Raw genomic sequence first — 20,125 nt, 5'->3', positions numbered from 1 at the left:
GCTCGGGGGGACCGGACGCGCCCCCATCCCGCTCTACCTGAGGAGATCACTCACGATGACGTCTGTCGTCGGGGATCGGCTGCGGCTGGTGGTCAAGGTGCTGGGGAGCCTCGTCGTGGACGAGGTCGGGCAGGCCACGCGGCTGCGCAGACGCACGAGACAGGGGCAGCCGGAACCGGCCGGGGCCGAGGAGCGGCGGGCCAAGGCCGTGCGGCATGCCCTGGAGAGTCTCGGCCCCTTCTATGTGAAGCTCGGGCAGATTCTGTCGACCAGGCCCGACATGGTGCCGGAGTCGATCCGCGACGAGCTGCAGAACCTGCACGACCAGGTGGACGTCCAGCCGTTCTCGGTCTTCGAACCCGTGCTGGCCCAGGACCTCGGCGCCGACTGGAAGTTGCGGTTCGACGACGTCGAAACCGTCGCCCCGCTCGGCGCGGCCTCCCTCGCCCAGGTCTACAAAGTGACGCTGCCGGGCGGCCGGCCGGCCGTGGTCAAGATCCAGCGCCCCGGCATCCGCGAGGGCGTGCTCGCGGACATGGCCCTGATGCGCCGGGCGTCGCGGATCGTGGCCCGGGTCGCGCCCCGGTTCAACGAGGTCATCGACATCGAGGCGATGCTCGGCTCCGTCTTCGACGCGATGGAGCCGGAGCTGGACTTCACCGGCGAGGCCCGCAACATGGACGAGGCCCGCAAGTACGTACGCCCCTTCCGCACACTGGAAGTACCCAGGGTGCTGCACGCGAGCCCCCGGGTCCTGGTCCAGTCACTGGCCGCGGGGACATCGGTACGGCATGTCGACCGCGGCCACTTCACCGACGCCGAGCGCATCGAGATCGGCAAGGACCTGCTGCGGTTCATGTACCACGGGTACTTCGTGCACCGGGTCTTCCACGCCGACCCGCACGCGGGCAACGTCTTCGCGGCGCCGGGCGGCCCGGCGACGCTGATCGACTGGGGCATGGTCGGCCGCCTGGACCGTCGTACCAGTCTCCAACTGCTGCCGCTGTTCATGACGTTGGCGCAGAACGACGGGGCGGGGCTCGCGCACCACTGGGCCGAGATGGGCCGGGTGACGTCGTGGTCCAACATGCCGGCGTTCGCCGCCGACATGGCGGCGTTCGTGCCCAAGGTCTCCCATCTGCCCCTGGAGGACCTGAACTTCGGCGTCTCCCTCACCACGGTGCTCGCGAAGGCGACCAAGCGGGGCATCGGCTCACCGCCGGCGGTCTCGCTGCTCGGCAAGTCGTTCGCCAACCTGGACGGCTCGGTGCGGTGCCTCGCCCCCGAGATCGCGCTGCCGGAGGTGTTCCAGGGCGAGGTGCCGAAGATCCTCTTCGCGTTGGGCCGGGAGTTCCTGGGACGGCATCAGTTCGCCCGCAATTCCATGGAGTTGCTGCTGACCGCCGTCACCAGCCCCGAGCAGATGCGGAGCGTGCTCGGCGACATCGCCAACCGCCAGTTCGCGATGCAGGTCCACGAACCGCGCACCACCGCCGCGATGGGCGGCCAGCGCCCCACGCGTCCGTCCGGCGGCCTCGTCGCCCTGGGCGCACTGGCCTTCCTGATGTCCCGCCGCCGCGCCCACTGACCGCTCTGCGGCCTCCACGCCCGCTACGCCCTCGATGACCCCGTCGACCTCGTCGACCTCGTTGACCATGCCTGCCATTCGGAGGTTCCTCTTGCCCGAGACCGCACGTCCACAGCCCCCGTCGGCGCCGGACGACGCCCGTGCCGAGGGCGCCTCACCGTCGTACGGCCTCTCGCGCGTGACGCTCTGGACGGCCGCCGCGCACGCCGCCGAGTGCGGCCGGGACACGCCGTATGTGCTCGACCCCTGGGCCGCGGACTTCCTGCACGCGGCGCGGTTCGGCGGCGGCCCGCCCGGTGACGGTCCCCTGCAACGGCTGCTGCCCGACTGGGCCGTGGTGCGCACCCGCTTCTTCGATGAGCACCTGCTCACCGCGTCCCGCTCGGGCTGCCGCCAGGTGGTGCTGCTCGGCGCCGGCCTCGACACGCGCGCGTACCGGCTGCGCTGGCCGACCGGTGTGCATGTCTTCGAGGTCGAGGCTCCCGCCGTACTGGACTTCAAGGACCGCGTGCTGGACTGGAGCCGTCCCACCTGCGGGCGGCGCAGCAGGGTCGACGTCGACCCGACCGGTTCCTGGGCCGAGGAACTGGTGGCCGCGGGCTTCGATCCACGCCGGCCCACCGCGTGGCTCGGCGAGACGCTGCTCTACCACCTACGGCCCGAGGCGGTGGAGTCCATCGTCGGCACGATGACGGAACTCTCCGCTCCCGGCAGCACGTTCGGCGCCGAGTGCGTGAACGCCGACGCGGCCTCGTCGGCGTTCGTGGCGCCCTTCCTGGAGGCCCTGTCCGCCACCGGCATCGCCTGGCACTGGCAGCTCGCCGAGCCCGAGGGCTGGTGGGCGGAGCAGGGCTGGGAGGCCCGCGTCGCCGACCTGTTCACGCTCCCCTACGTGGTCCAGCGGCTCTCCCCGTATCTGCCGCTGCTCACGGAGGCCGCCGCCAAGTGCGTGTTCCTGACGACCGGCACGCTGAAGAGGTGACCGTGGTGAAGCAGTGACCTCGCGAAGGGGGAGGCCCGGGCTGTACGGCCCGGGCCTCCCCCTTCCTGTATCCGTCTTCCCACGCCCCTGCGTCCCTGCGGCGCGCTACGCCCGTTCCAGTTCCAGCAGTGCCGCCAGCCACAGGTCCGGGAGTTCGTCGGCGGTGGCCAGCGTCTCGTCGTGTACGACCGTGAGGCAGGCGGTGTCGTGCTGGCTCGTCAGGGTCGTGAGGCAGCGGATGCCGGACGCCACGTCGGCGAAGACCGCGGCACTGCGGGAGGCGGCCCCCTGGTGGACCAGGGCGGCACCGAAGTTCACGCTGCTCGCCGGTCCGGCGACGACGTCACCGTTGACCATCCGCATGCCGACGCGGGCGCCGAGGGCCCGTGGTGTGGCCGCCAGCAGCAGGCGTACGGCCTCGCGGCGCCGGGTCGCGCGCAGCCGGGTCGTGGCCGCGATGACACGGGCGAGGGCCGACTGCGGTGACGGCTCGTCACAGGGCAGCAGGAGCCGGGCGGTGACCATCCGGTTGCCGGGGGCGCATTCCTCGCCGGGTGTCCGGACCGACATGGGGACCGCGACCGGCAGCGGCGGATGGGCGGCCCCGGTCGCCTTCCTGTGCCAGGTGTGGACGGCGTGGGCGAGGGCGGCGAGGAAGATGTCGTTGACCGTGCCGCCGTTGGCTCGGCCGATGGCGCGCAGCCTGGCCAGCGGGGTGTGGGCCTGGCAGAGCGTGGTGCGGCCGCTGCTCGGACCGTCGAAGGCCGGCTTCACGGTGGGCGCGCGGAAACCGCCCACGACGTCGCCGAGGGCGTCGCAGAGTCCTCGGGCCGTCGGCCAGGAGGGCCGACTGGCGGCAGGGCCGCCTCCGGGGTGGTCGTCGAGGAGGGCCCGAGCCGTGTGGGCGGCACCGACTCCGTCCTGGAAGGCGTGCTCGGAGCGGTAGCAGAGGCTGTGGCCGCCCGTCGGCCCATGGACCAGCCACACGTCCCACGTCGGCCGTTCGTTCCTGCCCATGGGCCGGTTCAGCATCAGCCTCCCGGCCGCCGCCTCGTCGGCGCCCTCCGGCAGCCGCACCTCGTGCACATGCTGCTCGACGGCGATCCTGTCGACGCGCCGGAGCACCGGGCGGTCCCGTGCGATGCGGTAGCGCAACGCCGGGATGCGGTGGGCGCGTTCGGCCACGCGCGCGCGTACGGCGTCCAGGGTCGGCGCCGGGCCGTCGAAGTCGAACACGAAGACGATCGGCAGCGGTCTGCCGTGCATGGCCAGGTGGTAGGCGACGTCCGCGGTGCCCATACGGAGTGTTGGCGGCAGGGAGCCGTCGGTGCCGAGGGGACGTGGGGGCATGGAACGACCTCCGTGTCGGTGGGACGTGTTGGCCGGACGGGTCGGTGGGCGTGGAGGGAGGACGAGGATGTGCGCGGAGATGGGGTGGCTGTCAGCAGGTACGCCGCGTGGCCCGGCCCAGCGCGTCCAGGTAGGTCCGTAGCAGGGGCCGGCCGGGTCCGCTGACCGGCATGCGTGGGGCGGCCGGGCGGTGCCAGGGCAGGGGGTCCCCGGAGTCCGGCTCGTCCAGGAGTGCCGCGGCGACGTGGGCGCCGTGGGCCACGGACATCGCCAGGCCGTGGCCGCAGCAGCCGCCTATGTACCAGACGTCGGGCAGGCCGTGGACGGGGCCGACCACCGGCAGGCCGTCGCCGGTCATGCCGATGCGGCCGGACCAGCGGTGGGTGACCGGCAGATGGGCCAGCTCGGGGTGGAGTGAGCGCACCCAGCGGCCCAGCCACGCCCAGGCCCGCTCCCGCACGGCGCGCAGCCGAGGTGCGCCGACGCCGGCGGCGAGGGTGACGGTGCCGCCGCCCGCGACCAGCCCCCCGTCGGGGAGCGGCCGGAAGTACGGGGCCATCGGCAGGGCGTCGACGACGGCGTACCCCTCGTGCCCGCCCAGCGCCTCGTACGCTGCGTCGCTCACCGGCGCGGTGGCGACGGCGTACACCTCCAGCGGCAGGACCGTGCCGACCGGCAACCCCACCGACTGCGCCGCGGAGTTGACGGCCAGCACCGCCTGCCCGGCCCGGAGCCTGCCGTGTGGGAAGACCAGCTCGCTGCCGGCCCGCTCCCCCGCGCGCACCGCCAGCAGCGGGCTGTTCCCGTAGAACCGCACGCCCTTGGCCGCGCAGGCGCGGGCGAGGGCACAGGTCAGGGCGGCCGGGTCGAGGGTGGCGGCGGTGCGGTGCAGCAGCCCCGAGGTGTACGGCACACCCACGCGCGCGCGTACCTGCGGGCCGGACAGCTCCGGCACGTCCAGGCCCAGCGCGCGGTAGGCCCGGGACTGCCGGTCGAGCGACGCCAGCCCGACCGGTGCGCGCGTCGCCATGATCTGCCCGCCGGGCCGCAGCCCGCACGGCACGTCGAGCCGCCCGCACAGGGCGAGGACCGCCGCCACCGCCCGTACGCTCGCCAGATGCATCCGGCGTGCGGCCCAGGGCCCATGCCGGCGTACGGCGCGGTCGATCGCCGGCCCGGCCCGCGGGCCCAGCAGACCCGTGCCCCGGCCGCTGGCCCCGGCGGCGACACCCTCGGCGTCGATCACCGCGATGTCCCGGCCGGGGGCGCGTTCGGCCAGGTGGTAGGCGCAGGCGAGCCCCGCCAGACCGGCCCCGACCACCGCCACGTCCGCCGTGAGCGTGCCGTGCAGCGGGGGCTGTGCGGGGAGTTCCGCCAGGCCCCAGGCCGGGGTTCCGTACTCCGACGGCGTCATCCGGTGCCCCCCGGCCGGAGTTCGCGCAGCGCGCGGAACCGGCGGTCGTGCCACAGCAGGGGGCGCCCGCCGCCGACGTGGACGGCGGCGACCTGTCCGACGACCAGGTGGTGGTCGCCGTAGCGGCGTACGTCCGCCACCAGGCACACCGACCAGGCCAGTGCGCCCGCGATCACCGGGACGCCGAGGACCTGCCGGGTGTCCGTGCCGGCGAACCGCTGTCCGGCCGGGGTCGTCGGGTTCGCGAACCGGCCGGCCAGGTCGTGCTGTTCCTCCCGCAGCAGGTGCACCGCGAAGACGCCGTGCGCCTGGACGGCGGCGAGGGTGCGGGAGCCGTCGCGCAGGCAGGCCAGGAGCAGGGGCGGCCGGGCCGACAGCGAGGTCACGGCGGAGACCGTCATCCCGAGCGGCCCGTCCTCGCCCCGGGCCGTCACGACGCTCACTCCGGCGGTCAGTTTGGCGTAGAGGCCGAGACAGCGGGCGGCGCCGGGACCGGGGTCGTCGTGCAGGGGGTCGTCGTACGGGGAGGGGTCAGCCCTGAGCGGTGGCGGCGCACTCATCGATCACCTCCGCGCCCACCAGTCCAGCCAGGATGCGGGCGATGTTGGTCCGCAGCGTGGACTCGGCGACGGGGTCGAGGATCTCCGCGAGGGTCGGGATGCCGAGGTCGAAGGAGGCGGTGAACACGACCAGCGTGCCGCCGTCGCGCGGCTCGCACCGCCAGCTCCCCTCGAAGGTCTGGAAGTCGCCGCTGAGCTGCTCGAAGGTGAGGGAGAGCGTGTCCGGCGCGAATGTGTCGCGTTCCCGCCAGCGCATCAGCCCGCCGCGGAAGGAGACGGTCCAGTCGGACACGACCGATCCGTCGGGGAGCGCGTCCACGCGCACCTCGCGCACGGTGTCGGTGAGTTCGGGGTAGCGGCGGAAGTCGGTGATGCGGTGGTAGACGGCGGCCGGTTCCGAGCCGTCGGCGATCGCGTGCAGGACGACATGGCGCATGGGGGTTCGGTTCCTTTCCGGGAAGGGCTCCCTGGTCAACCGGCCATACGGGCAGCCGTGGTGTGCAGGGCCTCGGCGAGGGTGGTGAAGAACAGGTCGAGCGCGTCGTCGGCCACCACGGCGGGCGGGGTCAGGCGCAGCACGCGGGTGGAGTTGAGGGAGTGGTTGACGAGGACGCCGCGCGCGATGAGTTCCAGCAGGAGTTCACCGACCGCCCGTTCCTCGATGAACTCGATCCCGATCAGCAGCCCGCGCCCGCGCACGTCCTGCACGAGAAGCTCCCGGTACGGGGCACAGGTCTCGCGTACCCCGGCGAGGATGCGCGCGCCGAGTGCCGCCGCGCGGGCCACGGTGTCCTCGCGCTCCATGGTCTCGACGGCGGCGAGGGCCGCGGCGCAGGCGATCGGGGAGGCGCCGAAGGTGGAGGTGTGCAGATAGGGGTCGCGGCTGAAGGGGGCGTACGCCTCGGCGGTGGCGATCATCGCGGCGACCGGGACGACGCCGCCGCTCAGCCCCTTGCCGGCCAGCAGCATGTCCGGGCGGACGCCCTCCGCGTCCACGCCCCACCAGGTGCCCAGCCGGCCCATCCCGGTCTGGATCTCGTCCACGACCAGGAGCGCCCCGAACTCCCGGCACAGCGCGGCGACTTCGGTGAGGTAGCCGGGTTCCGGGATGTGTACGCCGCCCTCGCCCTGCACCGGTTCGACGATGACGCAGGCCCGGTCGCGGCGGGCGGCCAGGGCCTGCTTGAGATCGCCGGCGTCCCCGTAGGCGACCTGGGTGGTGTCGGGCAGCAGCGGCTGGAAGGGCGTCTGGTACGTGGCGTTGGCGGTGACGCTGAGGGCGCCGAGCGTCTTGCCGTGGAAGCCCTTGCGGGTGGTGACGATGGCGTTGCGGCCGTGCGCGCGGGCCAGCTTGAGCGCGGCTTCCGTGGCCTCCGCACCGGAGTTGACGAAGTGGACGTAGTCCAGTCCGGGCGGTGTGTGGGCGGCCAGCGCCTGGGCGGCGCGGGCGGCGACGGGTTCGAGGAAGACCCGGCTGGCCAGCGGGTGGGCGTCGATCTGGCGGTGCACCGCCGCTACGACGGCCGGGTGCCGGTGGCCGAGGATGAAGACGCCGTAGCCGCCGAAGTCGAGGAGGCTGCGGCCGTCGTCGGTGTGGATCCAGGGGCCTTCGGACCGCACCTCGGACATGCCGCCGAGCACCCGGCCCATGACGGCCCGCCCGGAGCCGATATGGCGCAGGTAGAGGTCGAGGACGTCGTCCTGGCCGGCAGGGTCGGCCGCGTCGGTGCGGTCGATGACCTGGTCGTCGGTGTCGTGTGCGGGTAGGGCCGTCGTCGCCGTCCCGGTCTGCTGTGCGGGTACGGCCGTGGTGTCCGGGGACGTCGTCATGAGGCCACCTCGGTCGGGGCCGCGGCGGTGCGGGCGGCGCGGTGTCGGGTGAGGAGGGCGGGGCGGTCGTCGGCCCAGCTCTCCAGGTTGCGGACGAGCGCGGCGCGGATGTCGGTGTGGCTGGGGCGGGCGCCGCAGTGGGGCTGTCCGAGCGAGCTGTCGAAGGGGAGTTCGCGCTGGAAGACCAGCAGGAGCTCGGCGTAGTGCTGGAACCGCTTGCGCGTGGATGCGGGCAGTGCGGTGCCCTCCAGCATGGGCAGCAGCAGCCGGTGCACCGCCTCGACGGGGATGAGCCGGGGCCGGTGCGGTGCGGGCAGCCCGCGGCGTACGGCGAACTCCGCGCAGGTGTCGGCGATCTCACGCAGCCGGGGCGCCTCCTTGCCGGCGGTGAGCCAGAACTCGCCGCTGCTCACCCCGCCGCGGACGAGGTCGCCGACGGCCCGGGTGACGTAGTCCTGCGGGACCATGTCGACGCGGGCCTCGGGCGCGCCGGGCAGCACCGGCACCTGTCCTAGGACCATCGAGCCGAGGGTCTTGGTCAGGCCCTGCTGGCCGGCGATCCGGCCGGTCGTGGAGTCACCCATCACCACGGAGGGGCGGACGATCGCGCCGGGCAGGTCGGCGTCGCGGACGAGTTGTTCGGCCCTGGTCTTGGAGGCGAGATAGGCGGCGGCCCCGGGGAAGCGCCGGGCGTCCTCCTCGCTCGGGGTGCTGGCCACGAACGCGGTGCTCACCAGGTACAGGGGCGCGTCGGCGCGGGCGGCCAGGTCGAGCACGGCCTCGGTGCCGAGGATGTTCGTCCGCTCGATGTCGGCGGGCGGCATCCGCCAGTTGGTCTCGGCGGCGGAGTGCAGGACGACGTCCACTTCGAGGGCGAGTTCGTGCCAGGCCAGCGAGGTCAGGCCGAGCCGGGGGGCGAGGAGGTCGCCGGGCAGTTCGCGCACCCGCGGGTCGCCCAGAGGGCGGTTGCGGCGCAGGCAGAGCAGGTCGAAGTCGGCCGACAGCTCGTCGATCAGGGCCCGTCCGAGGACGCCGCTCCCTCCGGTGAGCAGCAGGGTCGGACGGTCGCGGGCGCTGGTCCGCGGTGCGGGCAGGGCGGTGGGACGCGGGAGGTCGTGCGGCATGGGTGTGCTCCCCCAACGGGTCTCGGCCGGCACTGGGCGGTGGACGGGGTCGCCGGTCAGGCGATGGTGAGCGGCCGGTCGGCCAGGTAGTCGGCGAAGGGGCCGGTCATCCTGGCCCGGGACGGCGGGTGCAGGGAGAGTCCGTTGGCGCAGGCTGCGAGGTGCCCGACCTCGTCGGACGTCATGAAGCTGAGCCCGCCGAGCAGTTCGACCGCGCGGGGGACGACGCGGGCGACGGCGTCCTGGACGCCGTAGCGGACGTACAGCGCCTGGGCGAGTGCCGACTCGCCGAGGTCGCCGTTGTCCACGCGGCGGGCGATGCCCTCGGCGGCGGCCATGGCGGCCTCGGTCTCGACGAAGAGCCGCACCCGCTCGTGCTCGGGGATCCGGTCGTTGAGCAGCACCCGTTCGACCAGGGCGGAGGCGGCGCCGAGGTAGCTGCCGGTCATCAGCAGCTGGAACCAGACCAGCCCGGCGGTCTGGAGCTCGTCGATCCCACCTTGGGGGGTGGCCGCGGTCCGCAGCAGCAGTTCCGGCGGTACGACGACGTCGGTGAGGGTGACCTGGTCGCTCTGCGCGCCGGCCAGGAAGGAGCTGGACCAGAAGCCGCTGACGCTGATGCCCTCGCTCTCGGCGGGCACCAGCGCGACGGCGAGTTCGTCCCCGTGTCCGTCCTCGCGGGGCACCAGAACGCTGGCGGTCAGCACGTCCATGGAACGGGCCAGGCTGCACGGGCGTTTGACGCCGCTGATGCGTACGCCGTCCTCGGTGACCTCGGCGGTCATCGCCGGCTCCAGGATGCCGGCGCCGCGGCGTCCCTCGGCGAAGCCGGAGGCGATGATGCGGTTGCTCGACGCCACCCCTTCGATCAGCAGCCACTCCAGTCCGTCGCCCCGGTCGCCCAGACCGACGAGCGTGGCCATCGAGAAGTGGTGCATGGTGGTCGCCACGGCCAGCGACGGCGAGCGGCTGCCGATGGCCCGCTGCACCCGCAGCGCGTCCAGCGCCGTCGCTCCCCGGCCCTGATGGTCCTCAGGCACCAGCAGCCCCGGCCCGCCGCTGTCCCGGAAGAGCCCGATGCCGGGGCTGTCCGGCCGCTCCAGCTTCATGAGCGGCGTCTCACGCAGGGCAGGGTCCAGGTCCGGCAACAGCTTGGCCAGGGTGGTGCGTTCACGGTCGAGGAATCTCATGCCGGTGCGGTCCTCCGAGTGGGGGTCGGTTTCGGGCATACGGCGGCGCGGTGCGGCGACCTCGCGGGGCGGTCTACGGCAGCGCGCGCCGGTGAGCCGGATGGCGTCAGACGGCGTTGGTGGCGCGCAGCAGTTGCCATACGGCGGGTATGCGCGGCCTGCCCAGGAAGGCGATGTACTCCGGCAGGACCGCGTGCGGGGCCCACTTCTCCTTGTATTCGAGCTGGGAGAGCGCGGGGTAGATCGCCTTGCCGCGCTCGGCGAGAAGGCGGGCGAACCGGGCGAACATCCGGCTGTGACCGTCGACTTCGTGTTCCTCGTCGAGCCCGGTGAACGGGGTGAAGCCGAAGTGCAGCCAGGCGGCGCCGTCGGCGACGAGCTGTTCCATGACGGTGGCGTTGAGCGCTTCCATCACCCCGGGCGGCGCGTCGGGCCTGCGCCGGCTGAGGTCGTGCAGCCAGCCGGGGCGGCTGCCGTAGACGGGCGAGTAGTTGATGTAGCCGACCGCCGCGCCGTCGATGCGCCCGACGAAGAGCCGGCGGTGCCGTTGCAGTGGCCCGGTCCGCTGGCCGACGAGGAACTGCAGCTCCTTGACGTGCCGGCCCTTCTCCCGCAGCCAGGGCTCGTCCACCCGGTCCAACTCCGCGCAGTCGTCGCCGAGTTGGACCTCGGCGACTTCCAGTCCGGCCCGCCGGGCCCGGGAGATCTTGTTCCGCAGCCGTACGAAACGTGAGCCGCGCAGGGTGAAGCGGGCCAGGTCGACGGCGTACGACGCGCCGATCTGGTTGACCGTGAAGCCGTGCCCGGCGTACAGCTCGGCGTCCTCGCGCTGCAGTTGCACCGCGAGCAGGCGGCGTCCGGCATGGGCGACGAAGGAGTCCAGCAGCTGTGCCCGGTGTTCCGGCGCGGTGAACGGGCCGCCGAATTGCAGGACATGGCGGCCGGAGCGGCGATAGGCGCACATGCCGTCGAGTCGTTCGTCGTGGAAATACTCGTTTCCGCTGTTCAGGGCGAGAAATGAGCTGGGGTTGTCGCTGTGTTCGGTGAGGGTGTCAAGCACGGACGGCATGCGCACCCTCCTCCCGGTGCCGGGACGCGTCGGCGGCAGCGGCCAGGTACTGCCGCTCGAATGTGAGATAGGCGGGGTGGGTTTCGGGTTCGAAGGCGACACCGAAGGGTTTGAACGAGTTCCCGAACAGGGCCCGGTCTCCCAGGAGGTGGACGGGCAGGGCCAGCAGGGCCCATTCCGGTCCGGCGAACAGGACCCACGCCCCGGCCAGGACACCTGCCGTGACCAGGCTGTGCATCACGTTGTAGGCCACGTAGTAGCCGCGTGCGATGCGCTTGTCCGGGCTGCGCCGGTGGGCGATCGCGCCGGGGATGTAGCCGATGACGTCGATCACCGCGAAGAGCGTCAGGAAGACGCCCCAGCGGATCTCCGAAAGGTGCAGAAAGGCGAGCACGAGCGAGACGACCAGAAAGGCCAGCCATTCTATTCGGGTGAATGCGAAGGTGGTCTTCGTCTCGAAGCGGTTCTTGGCGTCCACGGGGCTCCAGGAATGCGCGTGCGATACGGAGGCGGGCTTCGGCCGGTTGCTTCCCCGCCGGCTTTCATACCTGTTTACGGGCCAGCGCGGGCAACCCCTCGTAATGCGGGGGCGATCGGCGCGCACGGGACCCCAGGACGACCCCCGCGCCGACCAGGGCGCTGCCGACGGCCTGCGGGACACCGTAGGAACCGGTTCCGACGAGCGGGGCGGTGCAGGCCGCGGCGACCGGGATGAGGCCGGAGAAGAGGGTGGCGCGCTCGGCGCCGATGCGCTGCATGCCCATGTACCAGCACACGAAGCCGACGACGGTGACGACCACCGCCTGCCACAGGAGTGCCGCGGTCTGCGTCGTGTCCGGCCACCGCAGCCACGCGGTGCCGTCCAGGACCAGCCCGGCCGCCGCGGACTCGGCGGCGGCGATCCCGCACACCGTGGCGGACAGCAGCCGTGGGCCCAGCGGGCGCAGCACGGGCACCGCGAGGACCGCGAAACCGACCTCGCCGACCAGCGCGCCCGCGGAGAAGGCGATGCCGACGGCGTCGGTACGGCCCCAGCCCTGCACCGTGAACGCGCCGACGGCCACGAGCAGCGCCCCGTACAGGACGGCGCGTTGCGGCCGGCGCCCGTCCAGCAGGGGGACGACGACGGCGACGACCACGGGCGCGCAGCCGACGAGGACACCGGGGACGGCCGGTTCGGCGGTGCGCTCGGCGGCGATGACGGCCAGGTTGAAGCCGACCATGCCGACGGCGGCGAGCAGCGCGAGGCGGACCCACTGACGGACGGCGAGCAGACGCAACCGGGCCGGTGCGTCCCGCCCGGTCAGCGGGACGAGCAGCAGACAGGCGAGGCCGTAGCGCAGGAACTGGCCGCCCGCGTACGGGTAGTCGCCGAGCAGGCTGTTGGCGGTGAAGGACCCTCCGACGAGGACGCAGGCGAGCGCGGCGAGGAGGGCGCCGCGCGTGGTGGTGGCGTTCATGTCAGCGACGCTAGGAACCGCGGCGGTCCGCATTAAGGTCCAGTTCCATGACGTCATCGGAGACCAATCCGGACCCGCGGGCCGGCTCCCCCGCCTGGGAGCTGCTGCTTCCCGCGGCTTCGGCGCCCGCACGCGCGCGTGGGCGTTCCCTGCAGGCGGCGCTGCGGGAGGCGGTGCGGTCGGGGCGGCTCGCGCCGGGGACGCGGCTGCCGTCGAGCCGGGATCTGGCCGCCGACCTCGGTGTGTCGCGCGGGCTGATCACCGAGGCGTACGAGCAGCTGACCGCGGAGGGCTATCTGCGCAGCGGCCGGGGTGCCGGGACCTGGGTGAGCGGTGCGGTGCGGGCCGCCCGGCCACGCGCGCGTGACCTCGCTCCGCGTGCCACCCACGCCCGCGCCGACTTCGTACCCGGCACGCCGGACATGTCGCTGTTCCCGCGTGCCGCATGGGCGGCCGCACAGCGCGGGGTGCTGGCCGGGCTGCCGCACCACGAGCTGGGCTATCCCGACCCGCGCGGGCTGCCCCGGCTGCGTACGGCGCTCGCGGAACTGCTCGCCCGCCGGCGGGGCGTGGTCGCGGATCCCGAGCGCATCGTGGTCGTCTCCGGGGTGTCCCAGGCGACGACGGTGCTCGGTTTCGTGCTGCACGCGCGCGGGATGCGCGAAGTCGGGGTCGAGAACCCCGGCAGCCCGCAGCACGACTCCCTCTACGCCGCCGCCGGCGTCACCACCGTGCCGCTGCCCCTGGACGCCGAGGGGCTCGCCGTCGGACCGCTGCGGGAGTCGGGCGTACGGTCCGTCGTCACGACGCCCGCCCACCAGTTCCCCACCGGCATCGCCTACTCCGCCCGCCGCCGTACCGAACTGCTCGACTGGGCGCGGTCCGTCGACGGGTTCGTCCTGGAGGACGACTACGACGGCGACTTCCGGTACGACCGCGCACCCGTGGGCGCGCTCCAGGGGCTCGACCCGGAGCGCGTCGCCTACGCGGGGTCGGTCAGCAAGTCCCTCGCGCCGGGGCTGCGGCTGGGCTGGCTGCTGGTACCGGAGGCGCTGGCCGAGGAGGTCGTCGAGCGCAAGCGGACCATGGATCTCGGCCATCCGACGCTGGACCAGGCGCTGTTCGCCCGCTTCCTGGAGCGCGGCGACTACGACCGTCAGCTGCGCCGCTGCCAGCGTGCGTACCGGGAGCGGCGGGACGCCCTGGTCGGCGCTCTGGAGGAGCACTTCCCGGGGGCGGAGGTGACCGGGATCGCCGCGGGGCTGCATGTCATCGCCGCGCTGCCGGAACGGTACGGGCCCGAGAAACGGTTCGTCTCGCGGGTGACGGCGGCCGGGGTGGCGGTGCGTCCGTTGCCGGACTACACGCACGCGCGTGCCGGGGACGTCGGGCACGCGGGCGTGCGGCTGGTCCTGGGGTACGCGCATCTGTCGCCGACGCGGATCCGGGCGGGCGTCCGGCTGATGGCGGAGGCGGTCGCCGCGCGGCAGCGGTGACCTGGGACCTGGGCCACGGAGGTCACCGTGGGCCACGGGGAGGTGAGCGGAACCCTGCGTGTGCCTGTCTCCCCCGTGACTCACCGGTTCCCCAGCGGATGCGGTCAGTTGTTCACTTGTGGTTTCCGTGTGCGCTGCGGCGCACCAGTAGTTGTGGCACTGCACACTGGCCGGATCCCGTCCCTGGAGGCCTCCATGTCACACCGTCCGTCCCCGGGCCGTCGCAGCGTCCTGCGCGGCTCGCTCGCCGCGTCGGCGGCCCTGACCCTGCCCACCGCCCTCGGCGCGGCACCGTCCTTCGCCCTGTCGGGGCGCCCCAAGGCGGGCTGGGGCGTGCAGACGGGCGACGTGACCCGCGACTCGGGGCTGGTGTGGGTGCGCTCCGACCGTCCGGCCCGGATGATCGTGGAGACGTCCGCGACCGAGTCGTTCCGGGACGCGCGCAGATGGCACGGCCCGCTGCTCGGCGCCGACACGGACTTCACCGGTACGACCCGGCTGCGCGGGCTGCCGTCCGGCGAGCAGATCCACTACCGCGTGCTGCTCGCCGACCCGGACGACCCGCGCCGCACCGGCGAGCCGGTCACCGGCACGTTCCGTACGGCCTCCGCGCGGCGGCGCGACGGGGTGCGGTTCGTCTGGTCCGGTGACCTGGCCGGGCAGGGCTGGGGCATCAACCCGGAGTTCGGCGGCTACCGGATCTACAACGCGATGGGCGCGCTGGACCCGGACTTCTTCCTCTGCAGCGGCGACAACATCTACGCCGACGGCCCGATCTCGGCCTCCGTCACCCTGCCCGACGGCAGCACCTGGCGGAACATCACGACCGAGGAGAAGTCCAAGGTCGCCGAGACGCTGGCCGAGTTCCGCGGCAACTTCCGCTACAACCTGCTGGACGACAACCTCAAACGGTTCAACGCCCAGGTCCCCTCCATCATCCAGTGGGACGACCACGAGGTGACCAACAACTGGTACCCCGGCGAGATCCTCGGCGACTCCCGCTACACGGAGAAGAACGTCGACGTCCTGGCCGCCCGGGCCCGGCAGGCGTTCTCTGAGTACTTCCCCGTCTCGACCCTGCGCCGCCCCGAAGGCCGGGTCCACCGCGTCGTCAACCACGGTCCGCTGCTCGATGTGTTCGTGCTGGACATGCGCACCTACCGCAACGCCAACTCGCCCGACAACCAGCCCACCGACGCACAGGGCATCCTCGGCGCCGAGCAGCTGAACTGGCTCAAGCGCGAGCTGGCCCGCTCCCGGGCGGTGTGGAAGGTGATCGCCTCGGACATGCCGCTGGGCCTGGTGGTGCCGGACACCGGCGACGGCAAGCCGAACATCGAGGCCGTCGCGCAGGGCGACCCCGGGGCTCCGCTGGGGCGGGAGCTGCAGATCGCCGAGCTGCTGCGGTTCATCAAGCACCGCCGGATCACCGGCACGGTGTGGCTGACCGCGGACGTGCACTACACCTCGGCGCAGCACTACCAGCCGTCGCGGGCGGCCTTCACCGACTTCGAACCGTTCTGGGAGTTCGTCTCCGGCCCGCTCAACGCGGGCGGGTTCCCGGCGAACACCCTGGACAACACCTTCGGTCCGGAGCGGGTGTTCATCAAGGCGCCGACGACGGCGAACGTCTCGCCGGCCGGCGGCTACCAGTTCTTCGGCGAGGTCGACATCGACGGCGGCAGCGGCGAGCTGACGGTGCGGCTGCGTGAGGCGGACGGCACCGTGCTGTTCACGCAGGTTCTGCAGCCGGGCCGGGTCGGTCAGTAACTCCCGTAGCCTGGACCTCGTGCCGTGCACCGGTGTCATCCCCCGGTGCGCGGCACAGTGGTGACGGGGCCGTCCAACACCCCTTCCCAGAGGGTGTTTTCGCAGCTCAGGGCCGATTGTCAGTGGTCGCCTCTACGGTTTTTCCATGACGCGATCTCTACAGGCCGTGGCCTATCGCCGACCCTCCGTGCTGGAGTCCGCAGCGGGCGGACAGCGCCTTGGGCTTGAGACCTCACGGGGTGCGACGCCCTCGGGTGTCCAGGACCATCCGCGGTTCTTCGCGGGCTTCCTGACGGCTCCTCAGGTGGCCTCGGGCGGGCTGCTCGCGGTGGCCGACGTGGCGGCCGCGCGGTACTACCAGCCACAGCTGCGCGCCTCCCTCGATCCGGTGGTGACGGGCAACGGCGACCGGCTGCGCTTCGAGTCCTTCTCCGGCTGCGGCGGGGTGTACGCCCGGCTGGACGTGCTGGAGGCGGGCCTGGACGGCGGTGAGGTGGGGCACGGCACGACGAACGTCGACGTCAACAACCCCCTGCGCGAGGCGCTGTCGAGGATCGGCGCGGACGACCCGCTCCATCTGCGGGTGGGCCCCGAGGAGCTGGCGGTGACCACGCTGGACGGGCCGGTCGTGGAGAAGAAGGTGCCGCTCCCGGACCGCTGGCTGCGGGGCTTCGCGGAGGCGCAGGTGACAGCAGGCGGCTTCGACCTGCGGGCCGAGCTGCCGGCCGCCGAGGCGGTGCGGTTCCTGCGTGCGCTGCCGCGCGGTGCAGGGCGCGGTGCCTCGGCCGGACCGCGGTGGGTGGTGCCCTCGGGGCGCTCGCTGCGGCCGACGACGCGCGCGGTGCCCGGCGCGGTGTGCCTGCCGGGACCGGAGCGGCTGGTCGCGCTCCAGCGGGTGCTGCGCCATGCCACGGCACTGCGGGTGTACGGGCCCTCGGTCACCGGCGGTGCGGCCGCCACGGCGAGTGCCTGGGAGGCGGTCCTGCCCGGCATGCGGCTGACGCTGACGCTGTCGCCGGACGCCTCGCGCGGTTTCTCCGGCGAGGGCGGCGTCCTGGACGCGCTCGCCGCCGACGAGGCCGCCGAGGACGCGGAGCTGATCTCGGTGCTCCTCGCCTGGGAGCCCCGCATCGACGTCGCCGACCTGGCCGCCGCCTCGGGCCTCGCACCCGCGCGGGTCCGGGCGGCGCTGATCCGCCTGGGCACCTCGGGACGGGTCGGCTACGACACGGCGGAGGCGGCCTACTTCCACCGGGAACTGCCCTACGACGCCGAGCGGGCGGAGCGGCACAATCCGCGGCTGCGCTCGGCCCGGGCACTGGTGGCGGCGGGCGCGGTCGCGCTGGACGGGGCGGTCGGGACGGTGACGGCCGAGGACGGCCATGTGCATCGGGTGCGTGACGAGGCGGGGGTACTGAGCTGCAGCTGTCTGTGGTGGGCGAAGTACCGGGGCGGGCGCGGGCCGTGCAAGCACGCGCTGGCGGTACGGATGGTGCGGCGCGGGCTCGCCGCGGCGGAGCGGGACATGGCACGGCTCGACGGGGGTGCGTGATGAGTTCACTGATGGATGCGGTGCGGGCGGGGCGGACGGCCGAGGTGGTGAGCCTCCTGGACGGGATGACCGACCCCGAACGGCGTGTCCTCTTCCCGGAGTTGAGGGCCCTGCGCAAGGAGCTGAGGGCGGATCAGTGGACGGCTGAGGCCCGCCGGGCCTATCCCGCGCTGCATGCGGCGGGCGCCGCGTGCCAGACCGGTGCGGCGGGTGTGGCGAGCTGGCTGGCGGCCTCCGACATGCGGTGGTGGCCGGCGTCACCGGGCGTCCTGATCGACGTCCTGGGCGACCGGGCCCCCGGCTGGCTCGCCGATGTGGCGCACCGGATCGCCGAGCGGCCGGTCAGTGCGCGGGTGCCCTACGAGCTGATGGCGGGTCTGGTACGGCTCTCCGGCTGCCCGGTGCCGACGACGGAGGCCTATGTGCACGGATGGGTGGAGCACATCGGGCATGTCTGGCAGCGCGGCGACACGGTCCTGGACCGGCTGCGCAAGGACCCGCACCTCGCTCGGCTCGCGGCGGCGCTCTTCGAGACGAACGACATCGGCAGCCGACTGGCTTGGACCGCCGCGGAGGGACCGGACAGCTGGACCGCCGCGTTCGCGCACCTCACCGCCGAGGGCGTCCTGGACCGCGGGGCGACGGTCGACGCCTGTCTGGCCCGGCTGCTGCGGGGCGGCCCGGCGGCCGACCACCGGGTGTTCCTGCGCATGGTGCGGGCGTTCGCCCTCACCCGGGACGAGCAGCGGGAGCGCACGGCCGACTGGCTGGCGCTGGCCGCCGACGCCGCGTCCGTCGTGGCCGGGCACGCCCAGTCGGTGCTCGCCTCCCTCGCCCTCGACGGCGGCCTGACCACGCGGCAGCTGGTCGAGATGTCGGGCGCCGTCCTCTTCCGCACCGAGAAGAAGCTCGTGCGCGCCCAACTCGTCCTGCTGGGCAAGGTCCTCGCCCGCGACCCGGCGACCGCCGGGGAACTGCTGCCCGCCGCCGCGCAGGCCTTCGGGCACCAGGACTCGGATGTGCAGGAGCGGGCCCTCAAGCTGGTGGAGCGGCATGTCGGCAAGGTCCGGAGCTCGGACGTACGCGACGAACTCGCCTCTGCCGCCGGGCAGTTGATCCCCGTTCTGCGCGCGCGGGCGGTCCAGAGCCTCGGGGTGACTTTGGCGCCCGAGGAGCCGGAGCCGTACGAGGAGGTGCTGCCCCCGGCGCCCGAGCCCGTGCGGCTGGCGCCCGCTCCGGAGTCGGTGGCCGAACTCGCCGAAGAGGTCGGGGCGTTGCTGGCGTCCGGCGCGGACGTGGCGACCTTCGAGCGCACGCTGGACGGGCTGGTACGCCATGCCCACCGGGACCGGGACGCCCTGGTGGAGGCGCTCGGCCCGGTGGTCGCCCGACTCTGGTGGCTCACCGCCGAATGCTCGCAGTACCGGCTGGACGACTACTTCGTCCACCAGCCGCAGCGCCTGGAGCTCATCCTCGCGACACTGCTCGACAAGATCCCCACCGCCACTCTGCACGCCGCGCTCCAGCGCGGGATGTCGGGGTCCGAGTGCGTACACAGTGCGCTCACCCGTGCCTTCAACACCCGTATCTGGGAGGCGGCGTACCGGATCCGTACGGATCCGCTGCCGTTCCTGCTGTCCACCCCCACCTGGGGCACCGGCCTGCTGGAGCCGGACGAACTCGTCGCCCGCCTCGACGAGTACCGGCGTCTGGGCGCGCGTGTCTCGGCTGCCGACTTCGCGCAGGCGCTGCTGCGGGTGCGGCGCAGCGACCCTGCGGCAGCCGAGGCAGCAGCGGTGCGGGCGGCCGCGCTCGGCACCGCGGAGGGGACACGGCTCGCGAAGTGGCTGACCGCGGACGGCACCGCCCTGCCCACCGCGAGGCGTCGGACCGCCGGCCCGCGCATCCTGCTGGAGTGCGGTGAACTCCTGGAACTGCAGGAGGACTTCCCACCGGAGTTCCGTCCCCTCGGCCGGCCGGTGACCGTGTACGGCGAGCGCCGGCACTGCTACCACTGGGACGACCACATACGGCCGCACTGGCTCGCCGTCCTCCCCGAGCGGCGTGAACTCGTCGCGGTCAGGCTGCTGCGCGACTTCTCCACGGCGGCCGTGGACGACACCAGGGGCACCGCCGCGATACTCCCGCTCGTGGCCGAATCCGGCGGCGAGGCCGGTGAGGCCGTGCACCTGTCCGTGGCGTACGGGCTCGGTGCGCGGCATCCGGAGGATCGGCTCGCCGCCGTCGACGCCCTGCTGGTGCTGGCGGCGCGCGAGCAGCTCGACGCGGCCCGGCTGGGCGCAGATCTCGGGCAGTTGGTGCGGCGCGGGGCCGTGAAGCCGTCGCGGCTGGTGGAGTCGGTGCGGACGGCGGCGGCAACCGGGGCCGACGCGACCGTCTGGGAGATGCTCCGGCACACCCTGCCCGTCCTGCTCGCGGACCTCGCGACCGGCGGGACGAAGGCACCGGGGCCGGCACCGGCACGAGGCATGGCGGATCTCCTGGCCGTCGCCGCCGAGTGCGCCGAACGGACGGGGGCACGCGAGGAGCTGCCGCATCTGGCGAGGGCGGCTGACCGCCCGGGTTCGTCCCGGCTCGTGACCCAGGCCCGGCGGCTGCGCAGCGCACTGGCGGAGGGACTGGCCGCCTGACAGACCCGGAACAACGGAGGGGGAACTCAAATTGGACATAATGGCTCTTTACCGCCCGGTCACAAAGCGTTCGTGATCACGCAACACCT

The 20,125-nt window shown here is 73.3% G+C and carries 16 protein-coding genes; 6 read left to right on the top strand and 10 right to left on the bottom strand.

The window, feature by feature from the left end; genetic code table 11:
• Positions 1–55 precede the first annotated feature (55 nt).
• Positions 56–1,588, top strand: a complete 1,533-nt coding sequence (locus ACFWYS_RS36680) for an ABC1 kinase family protein (RefSeq protein ID WP_384778609.1) — start codon at positions 56–58, stop codon at positions 1,586–1,588.
• Between the two features lie 91 nt (positions 1,589–1,679).
• Complete coding sequence (locus ACFWYS_RS36675; RefSeq protein ID WP_384778606.1) at positions 1,680–2,570, top strand: SAM-dependent methyltransferase; 891 nt, start codon at positions 1,680–1,682, stop codon at positions 2,568–2,570.
• Between the two features lie 105 nt (positions 2,571–2,675).
• Here the strand turns inward: ACFWYS_RS36675 and ACFWYS_RS36670 are convergent, their stop codons facing one another.
• From ACFWYS_RS36670 to ACFWYS_RS36625, 10 genes are all read right to left on the bottom strand, one after another.
• Complete coding sequence (locus ACFWYS_RS36670) at positions 2,676–3,920, bottom strand: wax ester/triacylglycerol synthase domain-containing protein (protein WP_384778603.1); 1,245 nt, start codon at positions 3,918–3,920, stop codon at positions 2,676–2,678.
• Positions 3,921–4,011: 91 nt separating this feature from the next.
• Positions 4,012–5,334: an NAD(P)/FAD-dependent oxidoreductase gene (locus ACFWYS_RS36665; RefSeq protein ID WP_384778600.1), complete on the bottom strand. Its 1,323-nt coding sequence runs from the start codon at positions 5,332–5,334 to the stop codon at positions 4,012–4,014.
• Complete coding sequence (locus ACFWYS_RS36660; RefSeq protein WP_384778597.1) at positions 5,331–5,894, bottom strand: flavin reductase family protein; 564 nt, start codon at positions 5,892–5,894, stop codon at positions 5,331–5,333. Before ACFWYS_RS36660 ends, ACFWYS_RS36665 begins: the two co-directional genes overlap by 4 nt.
• Positions 5,866–6,330: a type II toxin-antitoxin system RatA family toxin gene (locus ACFWYS_RS36655; protein ID WP_384778594.1), complete on the bottom strand. Its 465-nt coding sequence runs from the start codon at positions 6,328–6,330 to the stop codon at positions 5,866–5,868. The genes ACFWYS_RS36660 and ACFWYS_RS36655 overlap by 29 nt, the downstream gene beginning before the upstream one ends.
• A gap of 35 nt (positions 6,331–6,365) precedes the next feature.
• Positions 6,366–7,724 (bottom strand): aspartate aminotransferase family protein, encoded by a 1,359-nt coding sequence (locus tag ACFWYS_RS36650; RefSeq protein ID WP_384778590.1) that lies wholly within the window; start codon positions 7,722–7,724, stop codon positions 6,366–6,368.
• Positions 7,721–8,848 carry an SDR family oxidoreductase gene (locus ACFWYS_RS36645; protein WP_384778587.1) on the bottom strand — a complete coding sequence of 376 codons (1,128 nt, stop codon included), beginning with the start codon at positions 8,846–8,848 and terminating at the stop codon, positions 7,721–7,723. The genes ACFWYS_RS36650 and ACFWYS_RS36645 overlap by 4 nt, the downstream gene beginning before the upstream one ends.
• A 56-nt stretch (positions 8,849–8,904) precedes the next feature.
• A complete protein-coding gene (locus tag ACFWYS_RS36640) occupies positions 8,905–10,038 on the bottom strand; it encodes an acyl-CoA dehydrogenase (protein WP_384778584.1) in 1,134 nt (377 codons plus the stop codon).
• A gap of 106 nt (positions 10,039–10,144) precedes the next feature.
• Positions 10,145–11,107, bottom strand: coding sequence for a bifunctional lysylphosphatidylglycerol flippase/synthetase MprF (locus tag ACFWYS_RS36635; RefSeq protein ID WP_384778582.1), 963 nt, complete (start codon positions 11,105–11,107; stop codon positions 10,145–10,147).
• A complete protein-coding gene (locus ACFWYS_RS36630) occupies positions 11,091–11,585 on the bottom strand; it encodes a hypothetical protein (RefSeq protein WP_384778579.1) in 495 nt (164 codons plus the stop codon). Before ACFWYS_RS36630 ends, ACFWYS_RS36635 begins: the two co-directional genes overlap by 17 nt.
• A 64-nt stretch (positions 11,586–11,649) precedes the next feature.
• Positions 11,650–12,567 (bottom strand): DMT family transporter, encoded by a 918-nt coding sequence (locus tag ACFWYS_RS36625; RefSeq protein ID WP_384778576.1) that lies wholly within the window; start codon positions 12,565–12,567, stop codon positions 11,650–11,652.
• 47 nt (positions 12,568–12,614) lie between these two features.
• Between ACFWYS_RS36625 and ACFWYS_RS36620 the strand changes: the two genes are divergently transcribed.
• The 4 genes from ACFWYS_RS36620 (at position 12,615) to ACFWYS_RS36605 (ending at position 20,036) form a co-directional block, all read left to right on the top strand.
• Positions 12,615–14,063: a PLP-dependent aminotransferase family protein gene (locus ACFWYS_RS36620; RefSeq protein ID WP_384778574.1), complete on the top strand. Its 1,449-nt coding sequence runs from the start codon at positions 12,615–12,617 to the stop codon at positions 14,061–14,063.
• Positions 14,064–14,258: 195 nt separating this feature from the next.
• Positions 14,259–15,833, top strand: a complete 1,575-nt coding sequence (locus ACFWYS_RS36615) for an alkaline phosphatase D family protein (RefSeq protein WP_384778571.1) — start codon at positions 14,259–14,261, stop codon at positions 15,831–15,833.
• 145 nt (positions 15,834–15,978) lie between these two features.
• A complete protein-coding gene (locus ACFWYS_RS36610; RefSeq protein WP_384778568.1) occupies positions 15,979–17,385 on the top strand; it encodes an SWIM zinc finger family protein in 1,407 nt (468 codons plus the stop codon).
• The gene (locus ACFWYS_RS36605) at positions 17,385–20,036 is read left to right on the top strand and encodes a DUF6493 family protein (protein ID WP_384778565.1); all 2,652 of its coding nucleotides are present in this window, start codon (positions 17,385–17,387) and stop codon (positions 20,034–20,036) included. The genes ACFWYS_RS36610 and ACFWYS_RS36605 overlap by 1 nt, the downstream gene beginning before the upstream one ends.
• Positions 20,037–20,125: the final 89 nt, after the last annotated feature.

It is taken from the genome of Streptomyces sp. NPDC059010 (genome assembly GCF_042740355.1).
Taxonomy (GTDB): domain Bacteria; phylum Actinomycetota; class Actinomycetes; order Streptomycetales; family Streptomycetaceae; genus Streptomyces.
This window is presented reverse-complemented; position numbering and strand designations above follow the sequence as displayed.

What these genes read in the sequence shown, in the direction of transcription:
- ACFWYS_RS36680 (WP_384778609.1), top strand. Translation starts at nt 56, where the DNA reads ATGACGTCTGTCGTCGGGGATCGGCTGCGGCTGGTGGTCAAGGTGCTG.
- ACFWYS_RS36670 (WP_384778603.1), bottom strand. Translation starts at nt 3,920, where the DNA reads ATGCCCCCACGTCCCCTCGGCACCGACGGCTCCCTGCCGCCAACACTC.
- ACFWYS_RS36665 (WP_384778600.1), bottom strand. Translation starts at nt 5,334, where the DNA reads ATGACGCCGTCGGAGTACGGAACCCCGGCCTGGGGCCTGGCGGAACTC.
- ACFWYS_RS36660 (WP_384778597.1), bottom strand. Translation starts at nt 5,894, where the DNA reads ATGAGTGCGCCGCCACCGCTCAGGGCTGACCCCTCCCCGTACGACGAC.
- ACFWYS_RS36655 (WP_384778594.1), bottom strand. Translation starts at nt 6,330, where the DNA reads ATGCGCCATGTCGTCCTGCACGCGATCGCCGACGGCTCGGAACCGGCC.
- ACFWYS_RS36650 (WP_384778590.1), bottom strand. Translation starts at nt 7,724, where the DNA reads ATGACGACGTCCCCGGACACCACGGCCGTACCCGCACAGCAGACCGGG.
- ACFWYS_RS36645 (WP_384778587.1), bottom strand. Translation starts at nt 8,848, where the DNA reads ATGCCGCACGACCTCCCGCGTCCCACCGCCCTGCCCGCACCGCGGACC.
- ACFWYS_RS36640 (WP_384778584.1), bottom strand. Translation starts at nt 10,038, where the DNA reads ATGAGATTCCTCGACCGTGAACGCACCACCCTGGCCAAGCTGTTGCCG.
- ACFWYS_RS36635 (WP_384778582.1), bottom strand. Translation starts at nt 11,107, where the DNA reads ATGCCGTCCGTGCTTGACACCCTCACCGAACACAGCGACAACCCCAGC.
- ACFWYS_RS36625 (WP_384778576.1), bottom strand. Translation starts at nt 12,567, where the DNA reads ATGAACGCCACCACCACGCGCGGCGCCCTCCTCGCCGCGCTCGCCTGC.
- ACFWYS_RS36620 (WP_384778574.1), top strand. Translation starts at nt 12,615, where the DNA reads ATGACGTCATCGGAGACCAATCCGGACCCGCGGGCCGGCTCCCCCGCC.
- ACFWYS_RS36615 (WP_384778571.1), top strand. Translation starts at nt 14,259, where the DNA reads ATGTCACACCGTCCGTCCCCGGGCCGTCGCAGCGTCCTGCGCGGCTCG.
- ACFWYS_RS36610 (WP_384778568.1), top strand. Translation starts at nt 15,979, where the DNA reads ATGACGCGATCTCTACAGGCCGTGGCCTATCGCCGACCCTCCGTGCTG.
- ACFWYS_RS36605 (WP_384778565.1), top strand. Translation starts at nt 17,385, where the DNA reads ATGAGTTCACTGATGGATGCGGTGCGGGCGGGGCGGACGGCCGAGGTG.